The organism is Gordonia sp. NPDC003425 (genome assembly GCF_053588635.1).
In genome coordinates, this window is sequence record NZ_JBSFQI010000002.1 from 359,502 (window position 1) to 378,118 (window position 18,617).

Annotated in this window: 19 protein-coding genes; 6 read left to right on the top strand and 13 right to left on the bottom strand. The window is 67.6% G+C overall.

Annotated elements, in window-relative coordinates; translation table 11 throughout:
* Positions 1–196: 196 nt before the first annotated feature.
* Positions 197–1,075: an aminodeoxychorismate lyase gene (locus ACWDTD_RS04190; protein WP_449745790.1), complete on the bottom strand. Its 879-nt coding sequence runs from the start codon at positions 1,073–1,075 to the stop codon at positions 197–199.
* 40 nt (positions 1,076–1,115) lie between these two features.
* On the opposite strand from ACWDTD_RS04190, the gene ygfZ reads away from it, so the two are divergent.
* The 3 genes from ygfZ to ACWDTD_RS04205 all read left to right on the top strand — a co-directional run bounded on the left by ygfZ (position 1,116) and on the right by ACWDTD_RS04205 (position 3,391).
* Positions 1,116–2,309: a CAF17-like 4Fe-4S cluster assembly/insertion protein YgfZ gene (ygfZ, locus tag ACWDTD_RS04195; RefSeq protein ID WP_449745791.1), complete on the top strand. Its 1,194-nt coding sequence runs from the start codon at positions 1,116–1,118 to the stop codon at positions 2,307–2,309.
* Entirely contained in the window at positions 2,306–2,956 is a 651-nt protein-coding gene (locus ACWDTD_RS04200) for an MOSC domain-containing protein (RefSeq protein ID WP_449745792.1), read from the top strand. Before ygfZ ends, ACWDTD_RS04200 begins: the two co-directional genes overlap by 4 nt.
* Positions 2,957–3,214: 258 nt before the next feature.
* Positions 3,215–3,391: a DUF3073 domain-containing protein gene (locus ACWDTD_RS04205; RefSeq protein ID WP_449745793.1), complete on the top strand. Its 177-nt coding sequence runs from the start codon at positions 3,215–3,217 to the stop codon at positions 3,389–3,391.
* Positions 3,392–3,523: 132 nt separating this feature from the next.
* Here ACWDTD_RS04205 and purM read toward each other — a convergent pair whose 3' ends face one another.
* The 4 genes from purM to ACWDTD_RS04225 form a co-directional block, all read right to left on the bottom strand.
* Positions 3,524–4,633 (bottom strand): phosphoribosylformylglycinamidine cyclo-ligase, encoded by a 1,110-nt coding sequence (gene purM, locus ACWDTD_RS04210; RefSeq protein ID WP_449745794.1) that lies wholly within the window; start codon positions 4,631–4,633, stop codon positions 3,524–3,526.
* A gap of 97 nt (positions 4,634–4,730) precedes the next feature.
* A complete protein-coding gene (purF, locus tag ACWDTD_RS04215) occupies positions 4,731–6,314 on the bottom strand; it encodes an amidophosphoribosyltransferase (protein ID WP_449745795.1) in 1,584 nt (527 codons plus the stop codon).
* Between the two features lie 165 nt (positions 6,315–6,479).
* Positions 6,480–7,412, bottom strand: coding sequence for a hypothetical protein (locus tag ACWDTD_RS04220; RefSeq protein ID WP_449745796.1), 933 nt, complete (start codon positions 7,410–7,412; stop codon positions 6,480–6,482).
* A 91-nt stretch (positions 7,413–7,503) separates the two neighbouring features.
* Positions 7,504–7,911 carry a sterol carrier family protein gene (locus ACWDTD_RS04225; RefSeq protein WP_449745938.1) on the bottom strand — a complete coding sequence of 136 codons (408 nt, stop codon included), beginning with the start codon at positions 7,909–7,911 and terminating at the stop codon, positions 7,504–7,506.
* A 25-nt stretch (positions 7,912–7,936) separates the two neighbouring features.
* Between ACWDTD_RS04225 and ACWDTD_RS04230 the strand changes: the two genes are divergently transcribed.
* Positions 7,937–9,445 carry a glutamate--cysteine ligase gene (locus tag ACWDTD_RS04230; protein ID WP_449745797.1) on the top strand — a complete coding sequence of 503 codons (1,509 nt, stop codon included), beginning with the start codon at positions 7,937–7,939 and terminating at the stop codon, positions 9,443–9,445.
* Between the two features lie 16 nt (positions 9,446–9,461).
* Here ACWDTD_RS04230 and ACWDTD_RS04235 read toward each other — a convergent pair whose 3' ends face one another.
* The 4 genes from ACWDTD_RS04235 to ACWDTD_RS04250 all read right to left on the bottom strand — a co-directional run bounded on the left by ACWDTD_RS04235 (position 9,462) and on the right by ACWDTD_RS04250 (position 11,874).
* A complete protein-coding gene (locus ACWDTD_RS04235; RefSeq protein WP_449745798.1) occupies positions 9,462–9,893 on the bottom strand; it encodes a hypothetical protein in 432 nt (143 codons plus the stop codon).
* Entirely contained in the window at positions 9,877–10,314 is a 438-nt protein-coding gene (locus tag ACWDTD_RS04240) for a hypothetical protein (RefSeq protein WP_449745799.1), read from the bottom strand. Before ACWDTD_RS04240 ends, ACWDTD_RS04235 begins: the two co-directional genes overlap by 17 nt.
* Positions 10,311–10,547, bottom strand: a complete 237-nt coding sequence (locus tag ACWDTD_RS04245; RefSeq protein WP_449745800.1) for a hotdog domain-containing protein — start codon at positions 10,545–10,547, stop codon at positions 10,311–10,313. The genes ACWDTD_RS04240 and ACWDTD_RS04245 overlap by 4 nt, the downstream gene beginning before the upstream one ends.
* Positions 10,548–10,902: 355 nt before the next feature.
* Positions 10,903–11,874 (bottom strand): LGFP repeat-containing protein, encoded by a 972-nt coding sequence (locus tag ACWDTD_RS04250; RefSeq protein ID WP_449745801.1) that lies wholly within the window; start codon positions 11,872–11,874, stop codon positions 10,903–10,905.
* A 287-nt stretch (positions 11,875–12,161) separates the two neighbouring features.
* Between ACWDTD_RS04250 and ACWDTD_RS04255 the strand changes: the two genes are divergently transcribed.
* Positions 12,162–13,175 carry a helix-turn-helix domain-containing protein gene (locus tag ACWDTD_RS04255; protein ID WP_449745802.1) on the top strand — a complete coding sequence of 338 codons (1,014 nt, stop codon included), beginning with the start codon at positions 12,162–12,164 and terminating at the stop codon, positions 13,173–13,175.
* Here ACWDTD_RS04255 and ACWDTD_RS04260 read toward each other — a convergent pair.
* Positions 13,162–14,244, bottom strand: coding sequence for an NAD(P)H-dependent amine dehydrogenase family protein (locus tag ACWDTD_RS04260; RefSeq protein WP_449745803.1), 1,083 nt, complete (start codon positions 14,242–14,244; stop codon positions 13,162–13,164). The two genes, ACWDTD_RS04255 and ACWDTD_RS04260, sit on opposite strands and share 14 nt — an antisense overlap.
* A 97-nt stretch (positions 14,245–14,341) precedes the next feature.
* On the opposite strand from ACWDTD_RS04260, the gene ACWDTD_RS04265 reads away from it, so the two are divergent.
* Entirely contained in the window at positions 14,342–15,208 is an 867-nt protein-coding gene (locus ACWDTD_RS04265; RefSeq protein ID WP_449745804.1) for a glycerophosphodiester phosphodiesterase, read from the top strand.
* Positions 15,209–15,218: 10 nt separating this feature from the next.
* On the opposite strand, the gene ACWDTD_RS04270 is transcribed toward ACWDTD_RS04265, so the two are convergent.
* The 3 genes from ACWDTD_RS04270 to purL all read right to left on the bottom strand — a co-directional run bounded on the left by ACWDTD_RS04270 (position 15,219) and on the right by purL (position 18,563).
* Positions 15,219–15,764 carry a DUF2752 domain-containing protein gene (locus ACWDTD_RS04270; protein ID WP_449745805.1) on the bottom strand — a complete coding sequence of 182 codons (546 nt, stop codon included), beginning with the start codon at positions 15,762–15,764 and terminating at the stop codon, positions 15,219–15,221.
* On the bottom strand, positions 15,712–16,182 hold the full coding sequence (locus ACWDTD_RS04275; RefSeq protein ID WP_449745806.1) for a CD225/dispanin family protein: 471 nt from the start codon (positions 16,180–16,182) through the stop codon (positions 15,712–15,714). Before ACWDTD_RS04275 ends, ACWDTD_RS04270 begins: the two co-directional genes overlap by 53 nt.
* A gap of 92 nt (positions 16,183–16,274) precedes the next feature.
* On the bottom strand, positions 16,275–18,563 hold the full coding sequence (gene purL / locus ACWDTD_RS04280; RefSeq protein ID WP_449745807.1) for a phosphoribosylformylglycinamidine synthase subunit PurL: 2,289 nt from the start codon (positions 18,561–18,563) through the stop codon (positions 16,275–16,277).
* Positions 18,564–18,617 lie beyond the last annotated feature (54 nt).

Below are 18,617 nucleotides of genomic sequence, written 5' to 3' on the forward strand. Positions count from 1 at the left end.
CGACTCCGGGCTGGGAGCCGCGTACCAGTACGGAAGGTCACCACGCCGTACTACGTGACGTCGTAACCGCTACCGGGGACGCTACGCGCGGCCGTTGCTCTAGGACAAGCGACCTTGGTCCCGCCACCGGCGGTGCCACTGTGGGCTGCATCTCACGTCGTTCGGGAAGTTCGCATAACGAAAACCCCGGACCAGCCTATTCTGAATCACCGCAAATCGCCCGGTCGACGAGATCGGCAAATTCGTCAGCATGTTGTGGGACCGGCGTCACGTATCTGTTGAGCGCGGTGACCCGAGCCGCCAGGGTGACGCTGCTGACCAGCCAGAACGAGTCGGCCGCGATCAGGTCGGCGGGACGGAGCACCCGTGTCCGGGTTTGCCATCCCTCTTTCTCGGCGAGTGCGAAGGTGGCCCGTTGCGTGGTGCCTGGCAGGATGCCGATCTCCGTCGGAGGCGTCACCAGTGTCTTGTCGAAGACGGCGATCACCGTCGAGCGGGGCCCCTCGAGTACCGCACCCTCGCTGCTGAGGTAGATGACGTCGTCGAATCCCTCGGCGGCGGCATGCCGCAGGGCGGCCATGTTGGTTGCGTAACTCAGGGTCTTGGCACCCAGGAGCTGCCACGGCGCGGCGGCTGCGAGGTCGATCGAGTACCCGCGGTCGAGGGTCACCACCGAAACACCGTCGGCGCGGGCGGACGCAACCCGGTCGGACACCGGCGACACGGTGAGATAGCCGGTCGGTACCGCGTTGGCTCCCGCGCTCTCCCGGCCGCGCGAACACACCAGCCGGAGCGCGGCCTCGGCGCCGTGCGGCGCGGAGGCGGTCCATTGTTTGGCCGCGATCTCGATCGCCGCACGCCACCGGGCGGGATCGGGCTCGGGCAGGTCGAGCATGGCGGCGCTGCGGGCCAGACGCTCGAGGTGGTATTCGACGCAGCGCGCGCGGCCACCGCGCACCAGCAGCGTCTCGAAGATCCCGTCGCCGCGCACCGCGGCCAGGTCGTCGGCGAACAGCAACGGCGCATCCGGGTCGAGGACGTCGCCGTCGAGGGTCACCACAATCGAGTCCGACATGCCGACGAGGCTATCGGAGTCGGGTGCGTAGAATCGGACCGTGGCCGCATCACCCATTCTGACCAGCCATTCCGGCGCGGGCGCGGTGCCCGATACCCGCACGGCGGCCCGCACCACGGTCGCCTGGCACTACGGCGATCCGCTCGGCGAACAACGCGCAGCCACCACGGGTGCCGTGATCATCGACCGCTCCGACCGTGCCGTCATCGAGGTCCCCGGACGCGACCGCCTCTCCTGGCTGCACACCATCTGCAGTCAGCACGTCAGTGAACTGCCGGACCGCACCGGCGCCGAGAGTCTGTCACTCGACGCGAACGGCCGCGTCGAGGAACACTTCGTGCTCACCGACGTCGACGAGGTCACCTGGATCGACACCCACGGCGAACGAGGTGAGACGCTCCTCGACTTCCTCACCAAGATGGTGTTCTGGTCCGACGTGTCGCCGGCCGCGCGTCACGACATGGCGGTGCTCACCCTGATCGGGTCCGACGTGGTGCCTGGACCGATCGCCGAACTCATCGAACTCGACCCGAACGCGCTGCCGTACACCGCCGGTGATCTGCCCGAATCCCATCACGAGGACGAGCCACTCGGCTTCTGGCGGATGATGCCGCCGCTGCCGCAGGGTCCGCACGGCGGGGACCCGCTGCCGGTGGTCGACCTCGTGGTCCCCGACTTCCTGCTGACGAGCTGGTGGGACGCACTGCATGAAGCGGGCGCCCAGCCCGCCGGGACGTGGGCGTTCGATGCGCTGCGGGTCGCCGCACTGCGCCCGCGGCTCGGCATCGACACCGACGAACGCACCATCCCGCACGAGGTCTATTGGATCGGCGGACCCGACGTCTTCGGTGCCGTACACCTCGACAAGGGGTGCTATCGCGGTCAGGAGACCGTCGCCCGAGTCCACAACCTAGGCAAAGCGCCGCGTCGGCTGGTGCTGCTGCACCTCGACGGCAGCGCCGACGACCGCCCCACCCCGGGGGATCCGGTCGTCGCGGGCGGACGCACCGCCGGCCGCGTCGGCACCGTCGTCGACCATTTCGACCTCGGCCCCATCGCACTCGCACTCGTCAAACGCGGGATCGGCGCCGACGTCGACCTGCTGGTCGGCAGCCCCAACCCGATCGCCGCGCGCATCGATCCCGACTCGGTACGAGACGACGACCGGGTGCAGGCCGGCCGGGCCGCGATCGACCGCCTCCGCAACCCCGACGAGCCGAGCCGCACCGTATGACCGGCGCACAGACAGGCCGCGTACTCGCCGTCTGCGCCACCGAACACGACGTCGACCTGGGCGGACGGGTCGGCATCAGCGCCATCGACAAACGGGCGCACGACGGGCGCGTGCCGGTGGGGCCGGAGGGATTGAGCACCGATCACGTCTGCGACACCAAACACCACGGCGGCCTCGACCAGGCCGTCTACGCCTACGACGATGCCGAGGCGCGGCGCTGGGCCGAAGAACTCGGCCGGGACCTGCCCTACGGATGGTTCGGCGAGAACCTGCGCGTCAGCGGACTGCCGGTGACCGACGCCCTGGTGGGCGAACGCTGGGAGATCGGCGACGACGGGCTGGTGGTGGAGACCACGATCCCCCGCATCCCGTGCACCACGTTCGCCGCATGGGCCGGGGAACCCCGGTGGATCAAACGGTTCATGGACCGCGCCGACGTCGGCGCCTATCTGCGGGTTCTGCACAGCGGCACGGTGGGCGCCGGCGACACCATCCGGGTGATGCACCGGCCCGGGCACGGGGTCCGGGTGCGTCACCTCATCACCGGGACCGACGCCGACGCGCTGCAACTGCTTCTCGCCGGCACCGATCTCGCCCCCAAGGTGCGCCGCGAGGCGTCCAAGAAGCTGCGCACCGCTCAGCGGTGAACCTCGCTCCCGGCGCGGTACTCAATTCCGCCCGCTCGCTTCGCTCCCGGCGCGGCGCGGTACTCAATTCCGCCCGCTCGCTTCGCTCCCGGCGCGGTAACAATTCCGCCCGCTCGCTTCGCTCCCGGCGCGGCGCGAGCACCGCAATCCACAGAATTTGGAAGAGCGCGCTAAACTGGTCCCCACGACAGATTCACTACCTAGAGAACGGGGCCGCCACTCGATTGGCCGCCCCGTCATTGTGCGAGGGGGTCCCATATGGGCCGCGGCCGGGCGAAAGCAAAGCAGACGAAAGTTGCTCGTCAACTCAAGTACTCCACTCCCCATACCGACTTCGACAGCCTCCAGCGCGAGCTGTCCGGAGTAGACGATTCGGCTGACCGCCCGGATCCGGCGGACGAGTGGACCGATGACGAGGAGTGGCGACGCGCCTGACGCGCGCGTCCACGTCTCTGCGGTGACTCGCACACCATTCCAGGTGTCGACACTCACACGAGCAGTCTGATTCTTGCTCGATGGTGGCCATGCCCCCCGGTGCTCCCGGGCAGCATGGCCACCATCGGTCGCTCAGAAGCGCGGATGTTCTCCGGTGAGAGTCACGCGCGGCAAGCTGTGATTCTTGGGTTCCGGTGAGCGTTTGACGGTTCCCAGCACCCAGTTGTCGACGTGGCGGGCGGTGAGCACGGCCTGTGTGCGGTCGGTGTCCTCGGGTGCCACCACCGCCACCATGCCGACACCCATGTTGAAGGTGCGTTCCATCTCCGCCTGCGGCACACGACCCCGCTGCGCGATCATCGCGAAGATCGGCGCGGGCGTCCACGTGTTGCGTTCGAGTTCGGCCACCAGCCCGTCCGGGATCACCCGGGCCAGGTTCTCCGCCAACCCACCGCCGGTGACGTGGGCGAAGGTGCGCACATCGGCCTCGGCGGCCAGCGCCAGACAGTCCCGCGCGTAGATCCGCGTCGGCTCGAGCAGTTCCTCACCAAGGGTGCGGCCGAACTCCTCCACATGGCCGGACAGGTCCATGTGACCCCACTCGAGGAGCACCTTGCGCGCCAGCGAATACCCGTTGGAGTGCAGACCCGACGATCCCATCGCGACGACGACGTCACCGGCACGGACCTTCTCCGGTGAGAGCACCCGATCGGCTTCCACCACGCCCACCGCGGTCGCGGACAGATCGTAGTGATCTGCCTGCATGAGGCCGGGATGCTCGGCCGTCTCTCCGCCGAGCAGCGCGCATCCGGCGGCCACGCAGCCGTCGGCGATCCCGGACACGATCTCCGCGACGACCTCGGGAATCACCTTGCCGATGGCGATGTAGTCCTGCAGGAACAGCGGTTCGGCGCCGCACACCACGAGGTCGTCGACGCACATCGCGACCAGATCCTGTCCGACGGTGTCATGCTTTCCCATCGCCTGCGCGACAGCGAGTTTCGTACCCACACCGTCGCTGGCCGCAGCCAGGAGGGGTTCACGATAGTTGCCCTTGAGCGCGAACAGCCCGGAGAATCCGCCAAGCCCGCCCATCACCTCCGGTCGAGATGCCCGCTTGGCGTGTGGGGCGAACAGTTCCACCGCGCGTTCACCGGCGTCGATATCGACTCCCGCGGCCGCGTATGAGGCCCCACCAGGCGTGGGGTCACGATCGTCGGCAGCCGAATCCTGCTCGGGCATCTGGCGGTGCACCCTTCGTCACATTCTGGGCGGGCGCGGTCCGGCCAGGACCCCGACCCATGGTCGGATCACACGCTACCGGAGACGTCCGGCGACGCTAGGGCCGCATCACCGGGCTCACGTTGTCGTTGGGCACGGTCAGCGGGTCCACTCCCGTGCTCACCGCGGTGTTGGCCAGCATCTGCTCGAGCACCGCCTTGCCCATCGACGTCTCCTCGGGGAGCTCGATCGGGTAGTCGCCGTCGAAGCAGGCCGCGCACAGCGCCGACGCGGGCTGCTCGGTGGCCGCCACCATCTCGTCGATGCTGATGTACCCGAGCGAGTCGGCACCGATCGCTTGGCGCACACCCTCCACCATGTGTTCCTCGGAATCCATGCCGTTGGCGATGAGCTCGGCGGGTGAGGCGAAGTCGATGCCATAGAAACACGGCCAGCGCACCGGGCTCGACGCGATGCGCACGTGGATCTCGGCGGCGCCGGCCTCGCGCAGCATCCGGATCAGGGCGCGCTGGGTGTTACCGCGCACGATCGAGTCGTCGACCACCACCAGGCGCTTGCCCCGGATCACCTCTTTGAGCGGATTGAGCTTGAGCCGGATACCGAGCTGACGGATCGTCTGCGACGGCTGGATGAACGTGCGACCGACGTACGCGTTCTTCATCAGGCCCTGGCCGTAGGGAATGCCGGACTCCTGGGCGAAGCCCACGGCCGCGGGCGTACCCGACTCGGGCACCGGGATCACCAGATCGCCCTCGGCGGGATGTTCGCGCGCCAGCCGCCGCCCGATTTCCACCCGGGTCGAGTGCACCGACCGCCCATGGATCACGCTGTCGGGCCGGGCCAGATAGACGTACTCGAACACACAACCGCGGGGGGTGGCCTCGGCGAAACGCTTGCTGCGCACACCGTCGGCGTCGATGGCCAGCAACTCGCCGGGCTCGATGTCGCGCACAAAAGAGGCACCGACGATGTCGAGGGCGGCGGTCTCCGAGGCGACCACCCAACCGCGGTCGAGGCGGCCGAGCGACAGCGGGCGCACTCCGTGCGGGTCGCGGGCCGCGTACAGGGTGTGCTCGTCCATGAAGGTCAGACAGAACGCACCGCGCAACGTGGGCAGCAGTTCCATCGCGGCCTGTTCGATGGTGGAATCGGCGGCTCCGTGAGCCAGCAGCGCACCCACCAGATCGGAGTCGGAGGTGGCCGCGGTGCTCTGCACCCTGAGTTCGCGTGCCCGGCTCGCCAGATCCGCGGTGTTCACCAGATTGCCGTTGTGCCCCAACGCAACCCCGGTGCCCGCAGCGGTGGTACGGAAGATCGGCTGGGAGTTCTCCCAAGTGGTGGATCCGGTGGTGGAGTAACGGCAGTGGCCGATCGCCACGTGGCCCACCATGGCGCCGAGGGTCTGCTCGTCGAACACCTGGCTGACGAGTCCGAGATCCTTGAAGACGAGGACCTGCGAACCGTCGCCGACGGCGATACCCGCCGCCTCCTGACCGCGGTGCTGCAGGGCGTAGAGACCGTAGTAGCTCAGTTTCGCGACGTCCTCGCCGGGCGCCCAGACGCCGAAGACGCCGCACTCCTCGCGGGGTTCGTTCTCGGGTTCATCGATCGCCGGCGCTCCCGGGCAGCCGCTCTGGGTAGGGGCCAACAGATTGCGACTGGTGATCGACAGATCGGTCATTCGGCAAGCTCCCTGGAGACTGGGCGGGTCAACGCATCGGCGGCCTACGGCTACGCCCTTGAGTTTACGTGCCGGTAGCTTCCGATTTCCATTCGTGCAGCGGCGCGGCGTCCGCGGATATTCCGGGCTGTGACCCGTGCCACCCGCAGGCGTGCCGGCGCCCGCTCACCACCCTTGATCCGGTCGGCGCGGATACCCCGCGGGCGGCTGACCGTAGGCGGGCGACCGGCCGTACTGCGGCTGCTGCGGTGCCTGCCCGAACTGCGGTGCCTGCCCGAACTGCGGTGCCTGCCCGAACTGCTGGGGTGCCTGCCCGTACTGCGGTGCCTGCCCGAACTGCGGTGCCTGCCCGACCTGCTGGGTCGCGACAGCCGGAGCATGAGTCCGCCGGTCGTGAACGACGACGCCGAGCCCGGATTCGGCAACGGCGGCGCGAAGGCGCTCCATGTCCAGGCGCGAGTCGGGTATCACCACGCGCATCGGTAGGTCGGTCAGGGTCTCGCCGGCACGGACCGGCATCGACGGCAGGGTCGCACCGGGCCGGGGTGCAACGCCCACCTCCACCGTTCCGGGTGTACTGCCCGACACCACCACCACGCCGGCCACCTGCGGCCACACCGCAGTGGTCCCGCGTAACCGAATGGCGTGCGCGCCCGCCATGAGCAGCGTCGCCTTGGCCCCGTGCACACGGATGATCACGAGCACTCCGAAGATGAGCACTCCACGCAGCACCATGCCCAGGGGCCGGGACGCCTCGGCGTCGCTCGCCTGCAAGGCTGCGATGATTCCGCCGAACACCACCGCGAAACCGACTAACGCGCCAGTCAGAATCAGCGGCGAATAGGCGACGGTGACCCGGTAGCGGGACTTGGCGAACTGTGTGCGCGCCACGACGATTCCCCCGGCACTGATCGAACCGAGGATCAGCAACGCGATCCACGCGGGCACCGCCGCCGGGTCGTCGATCACAAAGCCCGCGGCGATCACCGCCGCCAGGCCGAAGAACATGCCGACGAACAAGCCCAGCCTCGCCAGGCCGTCGGATCGACTTGCCCGGCGGAGGTTGTCCTGCCGCGACTGCCCGTGCTGATACGTCATCGCAAGCCCGTTCCCCCTGTGGTTGTGCTATCGGATCGCCGACTGGCCGTCCTGACGAGTGCCCACACTGACACGTGTCCGGTGCGTCGTCCTACCGGGGGTCATTCAACGGTCCGACCCGCACGATGGGCAACGCCGAGGCGATCTCGCCCGCACGCTGACCAGACGCGCTGACCGAGCCGTGTGCGACGGCCTCGTCGAACTCGCGCAACCCGGTGGCGATCAGCAGCCAGTCACGCGGCGACGCCTCCACCACATTCGGTGGCGTACCCCGGGTGTGCCGCGGGCCTTCGATGCACTGCACCGCGACGAAGGGCGGCACCCGCACCTCGACCGCGTTGCCCGGCGCCAGATCCTCCAACGTGCGCGCGGTCAGGCGCACCGCCGCCGCGAGCGCCGGCCGCGGGGGGACCGGCAACGAGTCGTCGCGCAACCACGGCGCCACATCGAGCACCGCGGCACGAACCTCCGCGGGATCGATGGGTTTACGCGCCGGCATGCTCGCCATCATGCACCATGGATTCATGGGAGCCGAAGTGGCAGAGCAGCAGTTCACCGGCGCCGACCGGGTCCGATTCCGGCGGCAGGTGTCCCGAGGCACCGAGGCCATCGCGCGGATGCTGGCCGACGGCCTGTTCACCGATCACGGCCGACCCCCCGAACCGTTGTTGGGGATGGAGGTCGAACTCAACCTCATCGACGCCGCGATGAACCCGGCCATGGCCAACGCGACGGTCCTCGATGCCATCGCCGATCCCGACTACCAGACCGAACTCGGCCAATTCAACATCGAGATCAACGTCTCCCCAAGGCCTTTCGTCACTGACGACACCATCTCGCTGGAGCAGGCGTTGCGCACATCACTCAATCGCGCCGAGAAACGCGCCGCGCAGACCGACAACCACCTGGTGATGATCGGGATGCTCCCCACACTGCGGACCGAACACTTTGCGCACCAATGGATCTCGACAAACCCGCGGTACGACCTGCTCAATCAGCAGATCTTCGCCGCCCGCGGCGAGGACATCGAGCTCGACATCACCGGGGTGCCACTCGGCGACGACCACGGCACCGAACGACTGCACACGTCAACCGATTCGATCCTGCCCGAGGCCGCCTGTACCTCGCTGCAATTGCATCTGCGGGTGGCGCCCGAGGACTTCGCGGCACACTGGAATGCCGCACAGGCGATCGCCGGGTTACAGGTGGCCATCGCGGGCAACTCCCCCTTCCTGGCCGGCACCGCGCTGTGGCACGAAAGTCGCATCCCGGTGTTCGAACAGGCCACCGATACCCGGCCATTGGAGTTGAAGAATCAGGGGGTGCGGCCCCGGGTGTGGTTCGGCGAACGGTGGATCAACACGATCTTCGATCTCTTCGAGGAGAACACCCGGTACTTTCCGGCGCTGCTGCCGGTGTCGACCGACGACGATCCCCTCGCCCAACTCGACGCGGGCGAGATCCCCACCCTGGACGAACTGCGGCTGCACAACGGCACGGTGTACCGGTGGAATCGACCCGTCTACGACGTCGTCGACGGCCACGCACACTTGCGCGTAGAGAACCGGGTGTTGCCCGCGGGACCCACCGTCGTCGACACGATGGCCAACGCGGCCTTCTACTACGGCGCGGTGCGCGGCCTCGTCGAATCCGACCTGCCGTTGTGGTCGCAGATGTCGTTCAACGCCGCCGCCGAGAATCTGCACTCGGGCGCACGGGCGGGCTTCGAGAGTCAGCTCTACTGGCCCGACGTCGGCTGGGTACGCCCCGACGAACTCACGCTGCGCCGACTGTTGCCGTTGGCCGACAAGGGTTTACGGTCCTACGGCGTCTCCGACAGAGCGCGGGCGCGGTACATGTCGGTGATCGAGGGCCGGTGCCTGACACGGCAGAGCGGGTCGGTGTGGCAGCGTCGCTCCGTACTGGCGCGCGAGAAGGCCGGCGAGTCACGCCCAGATGCACTGCGCGGCATGCTGTCCGACTACGTGGCGCTGATGCACGAGGGCGAGCCCGTCCATAGCTGGGAGGTCTGATCGGCGGCATCGCGCTTCAGATGGCTTGGTCAATGAGGAATTCGGCGGTGCCCTGCGCGTAGACCGAGTCGCCGCCGTAGAGTGTCGTCGCCGAGGTCACGCGCAGACCAAGGCGCTGCGTCTGCCACGCAACGTAGTCCAGCCGCACCCCGGACGGTACGGGTTGGAGGAACTCAACCTGCATGGCCACCACGGTCGCCGTCAGCCCTTCGGCGGACAACGGTGTGCGGAGCGTTTCGAGCAGCAAGTCGCAGACGACGCCATCTCGCGCCGGCGACTCAGCTTCGGCGACATCGCATTCCACGTGAGCAGTACCGTAGTAGCGCCCTGCGGCAACGCCGGTCGGCGTGGTGCGGAAGGCCGCCGAGGTGGTCTCCGAGGTCGTACCATTCACCGGCGGTTCGGGCGGGGACGATTCCAGTTCTTCGATCTCACCGAGACACGACATCTGGCTCCGCAACGTCGTCGATGCAAAACGATCCCTGACAATGTGCCAAGATCCGCGGTCCCATGTGCATGGTGGCAATCGCAGAGATCTCGCGGCCCGCTCGGTGTGTTATCCACGTGCGCAGCGCAATTCGTTCGAGCACGGGCACCGGGGAAAAATAGTCAACCGCCAGCCGAGTTTCACGGGCGTCGAGGTGACGCGGCAGCACCGCACCCTGTACCAGTTCGGTCAGGAGCGCCGCGACCGCCGTGGCGTTCGTCCATCCCGGTCGGCCTTCGTGTTGCCGACTGAACACCACCGTGCCGTAGAGGCGATCGTGGATACGCTCCATCGCAATGCCGTTCGGGATTCGGTAGTCGATCGCGGCGGGTGTCGTGATCGGTTCCCGGACACCCATCTGCCGTTCGGCAGTAACCGTCATTCGTTGCCTCCGTGGCCGTAGAAGACCCCGTGGCCCTGCGCGACGACCCTCTGCCGCGCGCTCACCACAGCGGCGGCGTACACGCGACGCTCGTCGCAGTGCGTGATCCAGGTGGTCAGGCTCAACGACTCACCTCGGGCGACGGGCGCCATGAAGTCGACCTCGAGACGCAGCGCGGCCGTCGGAATCGCCACCGCCGACGCGGCCGCACCCAGCAAGTCGTCGATCAACACCGAGATGGCCGCGCTCGAGGCAGGGACATCCGGAGCCGCTTGTGCGACGCCGAGTGAGACGGTCCCGTGCAAGCGGCCCGCGACCTCGTGCAGCGCTATACCTCCCGCTGTCCAGAAACCCTGGCGTCGGGCTTCGGGTAGGGGGATCTCGTCGTCGCGGGCATCACCTATCGACTCCGTTTCCGGTTCGGCTGACTCACCGACCGCAGGAAGCGATTGTTCCCGTTCCGAGACCGTTTTGTCGGATGAATCGACTTCCAACGCCTCGACGGTTTCGTTTCTCGTGCGACCATCACTGTCGCAGGAATCTTCAGACGTGGGCGAATGACCGAGAGTACTCACGGCATTCACACCTTCACTGCTGATCAGTGGCGTTCTCTGCGCCTCGGTTATCGCGGACTTCTGGCGTACGGGCATCGTCAGAGTGTAGTCTTCGTCCGGTCGGCAGGGTGGTGCGGCGGCGCCGCGAACCCAGCCACCACAACAGACCGAGCAGCAGCAGCGCCAACGGGAGCAGCAGCCACCACCACGGCGAGATCCCGGACGAGCCGGTGTTCACACTCGGAGCCGCCACCGTCGGCGCGGTCATCGTCGGCGCGGTCATCGTCGGGGCGCCGACGGTCGGCGCGGTCATTCCCGGAACGGCGATGCCCGACAGCTTCGCCGCCAGCGAGGCATCAGGTGTGGACGTCCATGCACCGGTGGACTTGTCGTAACTCAGCGTCGCGTCCGCGAAGCGCTGGGTCAGCACGTTCCCGTCGGTGGTGAGATCGGCTGTCGGAGCACCGAGTTCGGCGCCCAGCTTGCCGACAGCGGCGCTGAACGGGCCACGCACCACCCACGCTCCGTCACTCGGCGTCCAGTAGATCACCGGCTTGTCGGCCGCCGCGAAGGGCGCCATCCGGCTCGTCGGTTTGAACGGTCCGGCGGTCTCGTCACCGGTCGGGAAGCCCAATGATCCGGTAGGACCTCCCTCCTCGGCGTACTTGGCGTTCACCGCGCCGTAGATCACATGCGCGCCCGTCGCTTCCGACCAGAAGATGGAGCCCCCGGAGAAGTTCTGCCGGAAACCGTCGCCCACCGCCTCCACTCCGGAAGTACTGGCGCCAAGACCGGAACTGTTGAAGCCACGATCGGCGTGACCGGCGTCGATCTTCTGCAGAAGACCATTGATCGCCGTTTGGGCCTCACTCTGGGGATCTGCCGAGGCGGGCGGGGCCAGCAACGCACCAGCGCCCGCGCCGGCCACGATTCCCGCGGCGAGGAGCACTGGTGCGACGCGGGACAACCCACGCCGACGTGGACGGGTGAATCCAAGGACTTTCATCGTATTGATCCGTTCTGTGGTGACGCCGGGGACGAGAACCGGAACCCTCGGGCGACTGAACAGCTATCGACGACGATCCCGCGTTTGATCTTCGACGTGTCGGATCGCGACTTCCAGATCCTTTGAGCGGGCGCGCACTTCAGATCGCGACATGGTGCCGCTCATCTGCGCCACCCGCCCCGCCAGAGCGAATGCCTACCACCGAACCCCATGCGGCGTGGCCCGATTCGGGTGTAGAGATGGGACTATCAACGACACATCAGCAGCTTTTGACGCCAGGATGGGCAATGACCTACCGCAACCATATCGACAAGCACCGCCCCTCCAGCACATCCGGAAGCGCGGTCCTCTCCGGCGATGCCTCGCGTGTCACCGACACCGGCACGCACAGGTACACCATCACGCGCAACCAGCATCTGACGCCTGCCGCACACACCGAAGCGTTCCCCGGCTCGCAGGCCACCGCGTCGTTCCGCCGTACCGGATCGGTCTGGTGTCTCCGACTCAGCGGCGACATCAGGACGTCGATACGCACTCCGGATCAGGCCGCCGACGCCTACCGGAACTTCGTCTATCTCGCGATGCCGCTCAGCGGAAGCGCCTCCGGGGTTCATGCCGGGCGCAGTTTCCGCCTCCACCCGGGCGAAGCCGTTGCGCTGCGCAATGACCGGCCGTACGAACTGCATGCCATGTCGCGGCCCATCGATGCCGTGAACATCGCGATCCCCGCGGAACGATTGCGCATCTGGGACGTGGACGTGTCGCACCTCGTGGCCAAACCGTGGCAGCTGTCTACCGCCGCCACCCGCGCCCGCGACTTCATCGCGGCTGTGTGCGTGGACGAGTCGAGCGACGCTGCTGTCGACATGTCCGGTCTCGACGACATCTTGCTGCGGATGGCGCTCCTCGTCGTGTCCTGCCGCGAGGGCTTCAGTCATCCGCCGACGCGGGTCGTCGACATCCGCAAGAGTGTCCTCGACATCATCGAATCCCGGGCGTCGGACCCGAATCTCACATGCGAGGCGATCGCCGCCGGACTGCACGCGAGTACGCGCACGATTCATCGCGCGTTCGAGGGCACCGGAGCCACCGTCAGCGGCCTGATCGTGAATCAACGGCTCGAGGGAGCGGCAGCAGAACTCGCACTGGGACCGCGCGATCGCACGATCGCCGCGATCGCACGGTCCAACGGTTTCCGCGGAGCCGATCAGCTCACACGAAACTTCAAGCGGCGCTACGGAATGAATCCGACCGACTACCGCACCCGGCACGCACTGACCGAACCACTCAACCCTGCGTAGCCACCAGACCGCGGCCGGTGATCAGCGGAAGGTCCAGTGCCGTACTCAATCCCGGCTCCGCGTTCACCACTGCGGCGACAGCGTTCACCAGCCGCATGGCGGTCACGATCATCCCGGACACGTTGTGGTCGCCGTGCTCCCCGTGGTGGGCGAACTCGACCTGCATCTGCGGCTCACCGCTGACGACGATGCGGTAGCAGCCATCGCCTGAGTCCGGTGTCGGCCAGTCCGGGCACTGGTCGGGGTGAGTGCGGGTGAAGTGCTCCACCACGATCCGGTCCACGCCGTCCACCTGCCCGGCGACCTCGAAATGCAGGGCAGCCATCGACCCCGACGGGACATCCACCGACACGGTGGTGTAATCACGTTCGGCGGCAACGCGTTCCACGCGCTCCACCAGGGGTTCGTCGAGCGTGATGCCGAGACCCGCCGCGAGCTGGCGCACCACGCTCCCCCAGGCCATGGCCAGTACCCCCGGGTTGAGCAGCACCGGACGGTGGTCCATCGGCCGTCCGAAGCCGAACAGATCTCGCATCACCACCGGCTGGTAGTAGGTCGAGTAGTCGGCGATCTCTAGGCACCGCACCTCGTCGATCCGCTGGGACAGACTCGTCATCGACAGCGGGAGAACATCATTGGCGAACCCCGGATCGATTCCGTTGACGTGCAGGGTTGCCCCGCCGGCACGGGCGGCCTCGTCGATCTGAGTGATCATCGCCTCGGGCAGGATGCCGTACGGGAACTGCAGGACCACCGGGCCACTCGACACCACGTTGATCCCGGCGGCCACGAAACGCGTCAGGTCGCCGATCGCCTCCACCACCCGATCGTCGGTCATCGCGGTGTGGACGATGCAATCCGGCGCCAGTGCGAGCAACGCGTCGGCGTCGTCGGTGGCGTACACGCCGAGATCTCGTCCCAGCCCGGCGAGCCGACCTGCGTCACGGCCAACCTTCGCCGGGTCGGATACCCACACGCCGACCAGGTCCAGATCGGGATGCGCATCTATCCCGGCGATCGCACGGCGTCCCACTGTGCCCGTCGACCACTCGACCACCCGCAGCGTCATACCCCCAAACTAGAACACGTTCCACATTGCCGGAGGCCTTTGCGGGATTCCCCGCGCGCTGCCGCTTCGCGAAGGCATTCGGATAGTCTCGACGTCGATGCCGAGCGCCGCACCGCCCACCTCCAGCGATCCCCCGCTGGCGATCACCCACGACGGGCACACCACCCGTCTCAAGTGGCACCGCGCACGTCGCCGCGCCGACGATCCTGCCTTCACCCCGGCCCGGATCGTCGAGGCGATGCGGGTCGGCGCGAGCGTGGAGGTCGACCTGGTGATCCACGCCGACCGCGGCTGTGCCATCCTCCACGATCGCCACATCGACCACGCGACCACGGGGCACGGCGAGGTGTCGGCGCTGTCGGCCGCCTATCTGCGGACGCTGACTCTCCGGGACAACACAGGGCGACCGACCGACCAACGAGTGCTGTTGCTCGAAGATCTCGCCGGGCTGCTCGACGGTGTGGACGTCGCCTCCGAGGCGATGCTGCAACTGGATTTCAAGGAGGATGCCGCGGCCCTCGACGCACGCGCGATCGACGTCTTCGTCGGAGCGGTTGCGCCGATCGCATCCCATGCGATCCTGTCGTGCGGCGACGCGCGCGCCGTGCGCATCCTGTGCGACGCGGTGCCCGACCTGCATGTCGGCTACGACCCCTGCCATCACGGCGCTATCGGGCGCGTTCTGGACTCGGGGGACTTCGCGCGATTCGTGCTCGATGCGGTGCAGGCGGCACCGCGCGCGGAGATGATCTACCTCGATCACGGTCTCGTTCTGGCTGCCGCCGACCGCGGCGCCGATCTCATCGCCGCCTTCGCCCGAATGGACCGCCAGGTCGACGCCTACACGCTCACCCGGATCGATTCGTCCACCGTTCCGGTGCTGCGCAGGCTCGTCGACCTCGGTGCCCACCAGATCACCACCGACGATGCGGAGACCATCGCGGCGATCGCCGCCTCCTGGTGACCCGGAGCGGTCAGACGCGTAGCGCGTCGAAGGGGGCGATCGGAATGTTGCGGATCACGAACCAGATCAGCACCACGACGAGGGTGACCGCGGGTGCGAACCGCAGGTGTTGCCAGCTGCGCACCCGGCGTCCACGCCACAGCCCGACGCAGTAGGCGACGAATGCCCACCCCAGCAGGGCGATGGCGGCAACACCGACCGCGTTGTAGCGCAAGGCATCCGACACGTCACCGTGCAGCAGCGCATAGATCGCGCGTAGCGATCCACAACCCGGACAGTCGATTCCGAGCAGCAGCTTGGTGGGGCACACCGGCAAAGGCCCGCCCGGGGTGGTGGGATCACCCAACCAGATTGCGGTACAACACAATCCGGCGGAGGCGACCACGGCCACCGGACCCAGGACCGGGTGGTGTGACACCCGGGCCAGGCCGCTGCCGAGGGCGCGCTCGAACCGCGCGGCGCGTCCGACGGTGCGGGCGTCGCGCGGCTGACCCGGCTCGGGGTCAGTACGTGGTGCCGGTGCCGCTGTTGACCGCGGCGGCGATGATGATGACATAGATGATCACCGAGACGACACTGAATACAACCCCGGCGACCGCACCCCAAATGGACCAGCGCTTGGCGTCGTCAGCAGCCTGCTGGGCGCCCTGATAATCGCCGGCGGCCCAGAGCTTGTCCACGGACGTGGCCTTCACGATCGCCACGATGCCCAGCGGCAGGCAACACAGGACGGTGCACAGGATTGCCCAGACCAGATTGTTGTCCGGCGACGGTCCGGGAGCACCGTAGCCGTACTGCGGCGCACCGCCGTAGGGCTGACCACCATAGGGCTGACCGTACGGCTGTTGCCCATACGGCTGCTGGCCGTAGGGCTGTTGCCCGTAGGGCTGCTGACCGTAGGGCTGTTGGCCATAGGGTTGCTGGCCATAGCCGCCCTGATTCGGGTCGCCCTGGTTGTCGTAGGGGTTCGACATCTGCTTCCTCTCGAATGGATCGTGTGGAGCCTAGCCGAGTTGCCGTCACGACGTCTCGGGGGATACCGGGATCTTCATTCGACGAGGGGACGTCAGCCGAACAGGCGCGGGAGGGTTCCCTCGTACACGGCCTGCAGTTCATTCAGTGCGATCTCGAACTGATCCTGCACCGTCACCGAATCGCTGCCCTGATCGACCACTCCGATGCGGGTCCACGGCATTCCGCGGGCGTCGAGCATCGCGACGAAACGCGACTCCTCGGTTCGCGGCACCGCCACCAGCACTCGTCCCGTCGACTCCGAGAACAGCCACACGAACGGGTCGGCGTCCTCCGGAAGCAGAATCCGGGCACCGGTCTCACCGGCCAGAGCCGACTCCACCACCGCCTGGATCAGCCCGCCCTCACTGAGGTCGTGTGCGGCAGAGACCAACCCGTCGCGTGACGCCGCGGTCAGGATCTGCGACAACAGTTTCTCGTGGGCCAGGTCGACCGCCGGTGCCACACCGCCGAGATGGTCATGGGTGACCTGAGCCCAGATCGAGCCGTCGAATTCGTCGCGGGTCTCCCCGAGCAGGATCAGCGTCTCACCCGGTTCGGTACCGAACCCGGTGGGGATACGACGGTGCACATCATCGATCACACCGAGCACCCCGACCACCGGCGTGGGCAGGATGGCGGTGGCACCGGTCTGGTTGTAGAAACTCACGTTGCCGCCGGTGACCGGGATGCCCAGTTGCGCGCACCCGTCGGCCAGACCGCGGACGGCCTGCTGGAACTGCCACATCACCGCCGGGTCCTCGGGCGAGCCGAAGTTGAGACAGTTGGTGACGGCCTTCGGGGTGGCGCCGGAGGCGGCCACGTTGCGGTAGGCCTCCGCCAGGGCGAGCTGAGCGCCCCGGTACGGGTCGAGGAAGGTGTAGCGGCCCGACGCGTCGGTGGCCAGTGCGATACCCCGGCCGGTGCGCTCGTCGATGCGGATCACCCCGGAATCGGCGTTCTCGGCGAGCACGGTGTTGCCACGCACGTAGCGGTCGTACTGCTCGACGATGAACTTTCGGCTGCACAGCGCCGGCGAGGCGAGCATGGTCAGCACGGTCTCGCGGAGCCTGTCGGGAGTGTCGGGACGCCCGAGTGGTTCGGTCGTCGACGCCACCACGCCGTCCTGCCAGTCCGGTCGGGCCACCGGGCGCTCGTACACTGGGCCCTCGTGGGCGACGGTGCGCGGCGGCACGTCCACAACGGTCTCCCCGTGCCATGTGATCACCAGGTTGTCGCCGTCGGTGACCTCACCGATCACCGTGGCGAGTACGTCCCACTTGGCGCACACCGCGAGGAACGCGTCGACGTTCTCCGGGGTGACCACCGCACACATACGTTCCTGCGACTCGCTGGAGAGAACCTCCGCCGGGGTCATGCCGGTGGCGCGCATCGGTACCTTCTCCAGGTCGATATGCATGCCACCATCGCCCGCCGAGGCGAGTTCGCTTGTCGCGCAAGATAGTCCGGCGCCGCCGAGATCCTGGATGCCAACCACCAGTCCCGCGTGATAGAGCTCCAGGCAGCATTCGATGAGCACCTTCTCGGTGAACGGGTCACCCACCTGGACGCTGGGCAGCTTCTTGCGGTTGGGTCCCGAGTCCTCACCGGTGTCGTCGAAGGTCTCCGACGCGAGCACCGACACACCGCCGATGCCGTCGAGGCCCGTGCGCGCGCCGAACAGGATGATCTTGTTGCCGGTGCCCGACGCGAACGCCAGTTGCAGGTCCTCGGTGCGCAGCACACCCGCGCACAGCGCGTTGACGAGCGGATTGCCCGCGTAGCTGGCGTCGAAGACGGTTTCCCCGCCAATGTTGGGCAGCCCGAGAGAGTTGCCGTAGCCACCGACACCGCGGACCACGCCGTCGAGCACCCGGCGGGTGTCGGGCGCATCGGCCGGGCCGAAGCGCAGCTGGTCCATCACCGCGATCGGCCGGGCACCCATCGCCATGATGTCGCGCACGATGCCGCCGACCCCGGTGGCCGCACCCTGATACGGCTCGACGTAACTCGGGTGATTGTGCGACTCGACCTTGAACGTCACCGCCCATCCGTCGCCGACATCGACCACGCCCGCGTTTTCGCCGATACCCGCGAGCATCCCGGCCCGCATCTCGTCGGTGGTGGTCTCGCCGAAATAGCGCAGGTGCACCTTCGACGACTTGTAGCTGCAGTGTTCGGACCACATCACCGAATACATGGCGAGCTCGGCGTCGGTGGGCCGCCGGCCGAGGATCGCGCGAATCCGTTCGTACTCGTCGTCCTTGAGTCCGAGTTCGCGGAAGGGCTGGGGTAGATCGGGGCTCGCGGCCGCGGCCGACACGGTATCCACAGGGGCACTCACCCGTGCGATTCTACCGGCCGCAGCGCATTCGGCCGGGGGGCGGCTTCTGCAGCG

Excerpts from the sequence above, each read along its gene's own strand:
- ACWDTD_RS04190 (WP_449745790.1), bottom strand. The coding sequence starts at position 1,075 with ATGTCGGACTCGATTGTGGTGACCCTCGACGGCGACGTCCTCGACCCG.
- ACWDTD_RS04200 (WP_449745792.1), top strand. The coding sequence starts at position 2,306 with ATGACCGGCGCACAGACAGGCCGCGTACTCGCCGTCTGCGCCACCGAA.
- ACWDTD_RS04205 (WP_449745793.1), top strand. The coding sequence starts at position 3,215 with ATGGGCCGCGGCCGGGCGAAAGCAAAGCAGACGAAAGTTGCTCGTCAA.
- purM (WP_449745794.1), bottom strand. The coding sequence starts at position 4,633 with ATGCCCGAGCAGGATTCGGCTGCCGACGATCGTGACCCCACGCCTGGT.
- purF (WP_449745795.1), bottom strand. The coding sequence starts at position 6,314 with ATGACCGATCTGTCGATCACCAGTCGCAATCTGTTGGCCCCTACCCAG.
- ACWDTD_RS04220 (WP_449745796.1), bottom strand. The coding sequence starts at position 7,412 with ATGACGTATCAGCACGGGCAGTCGCGGCAGGACAACCTCCGCCGGGCA.
- ACWDTD_RS04225 (WP_449745938.1), bottom strand. The coding sequence starts at position 7,911 with ATGCCGGCGCGTAAACCCATCGATCCCGCGGAGGTTCGTGCCGCGGTG.
- ACWDTD_RS04230 (WP_449745797.1), top strand. The coding sequence starts at position 7,937 with ATGGGAGCCGAAGTGGCAGAGCAGCAGTTCACCGGCGCCGACCGGGTC.
- ACWDTD_RS04235 (WP_449745798.1), bottom strand. The coding sequence starts at position 9,893 with ATGTCGTGTCTCGGTGAGATCGAAGAACTGGAATCGTCCCCGCCCGAA.
- ACWDTD_RS04240 (WP_449745799.1), bottom strand. The coding sequence starts at position 10,314 with ATGACGGTTACTGCCGAACGGCAGATGGGTGTCCGGGAACCGATCACG.
- ACWDTD_RS04250 (WP_449745801.1), bottom strand. The coding sequence starts at position 11,874 with ATGAAAGTCCTTGGATTCACCCGTCCACGTCGGCGTGGGTTGTCCCGC.
- ACWDTD_RS04255 (WP_449745802.1), top strand. The coding sequence starts at position 12,162 with ATGACCTACCGCAACCATATCGACAAGCACCGCCCCTCCAGCACATCC.
- ACWDTD_RS04260 (WP_449745803.1), bottom strand. The coding sequence starts at position 14,244 with ATGACGCTGCGGGTGGTCGAGTGGTCGACGGGCACAGTGGGACGCCGT.
- ACWDTD_RS04265 (WP_449745804.1), top strand. The coding sequence starts at position 14,342 with ATGCCGAGCGCCGCACCGCCCACCTCCAGCGATCCCCCGCTGGCGATC.
- ACWDTD_RS04270 (WP_449745805.1), bottom strand. The coding sequence starts at position 15,764 with ATGTCATCATCATCGCCGCCGCGGTCAACAGCGGCACCGGCACCACGT.
- ACWDTD_RS04275 (WP_449745806.1), bottom strand. The coding sequence starts at position 16,182 with ATGTCGAACCCCTACGACAACCAGGGCGACCCGAATCAGGGCGGCTAT.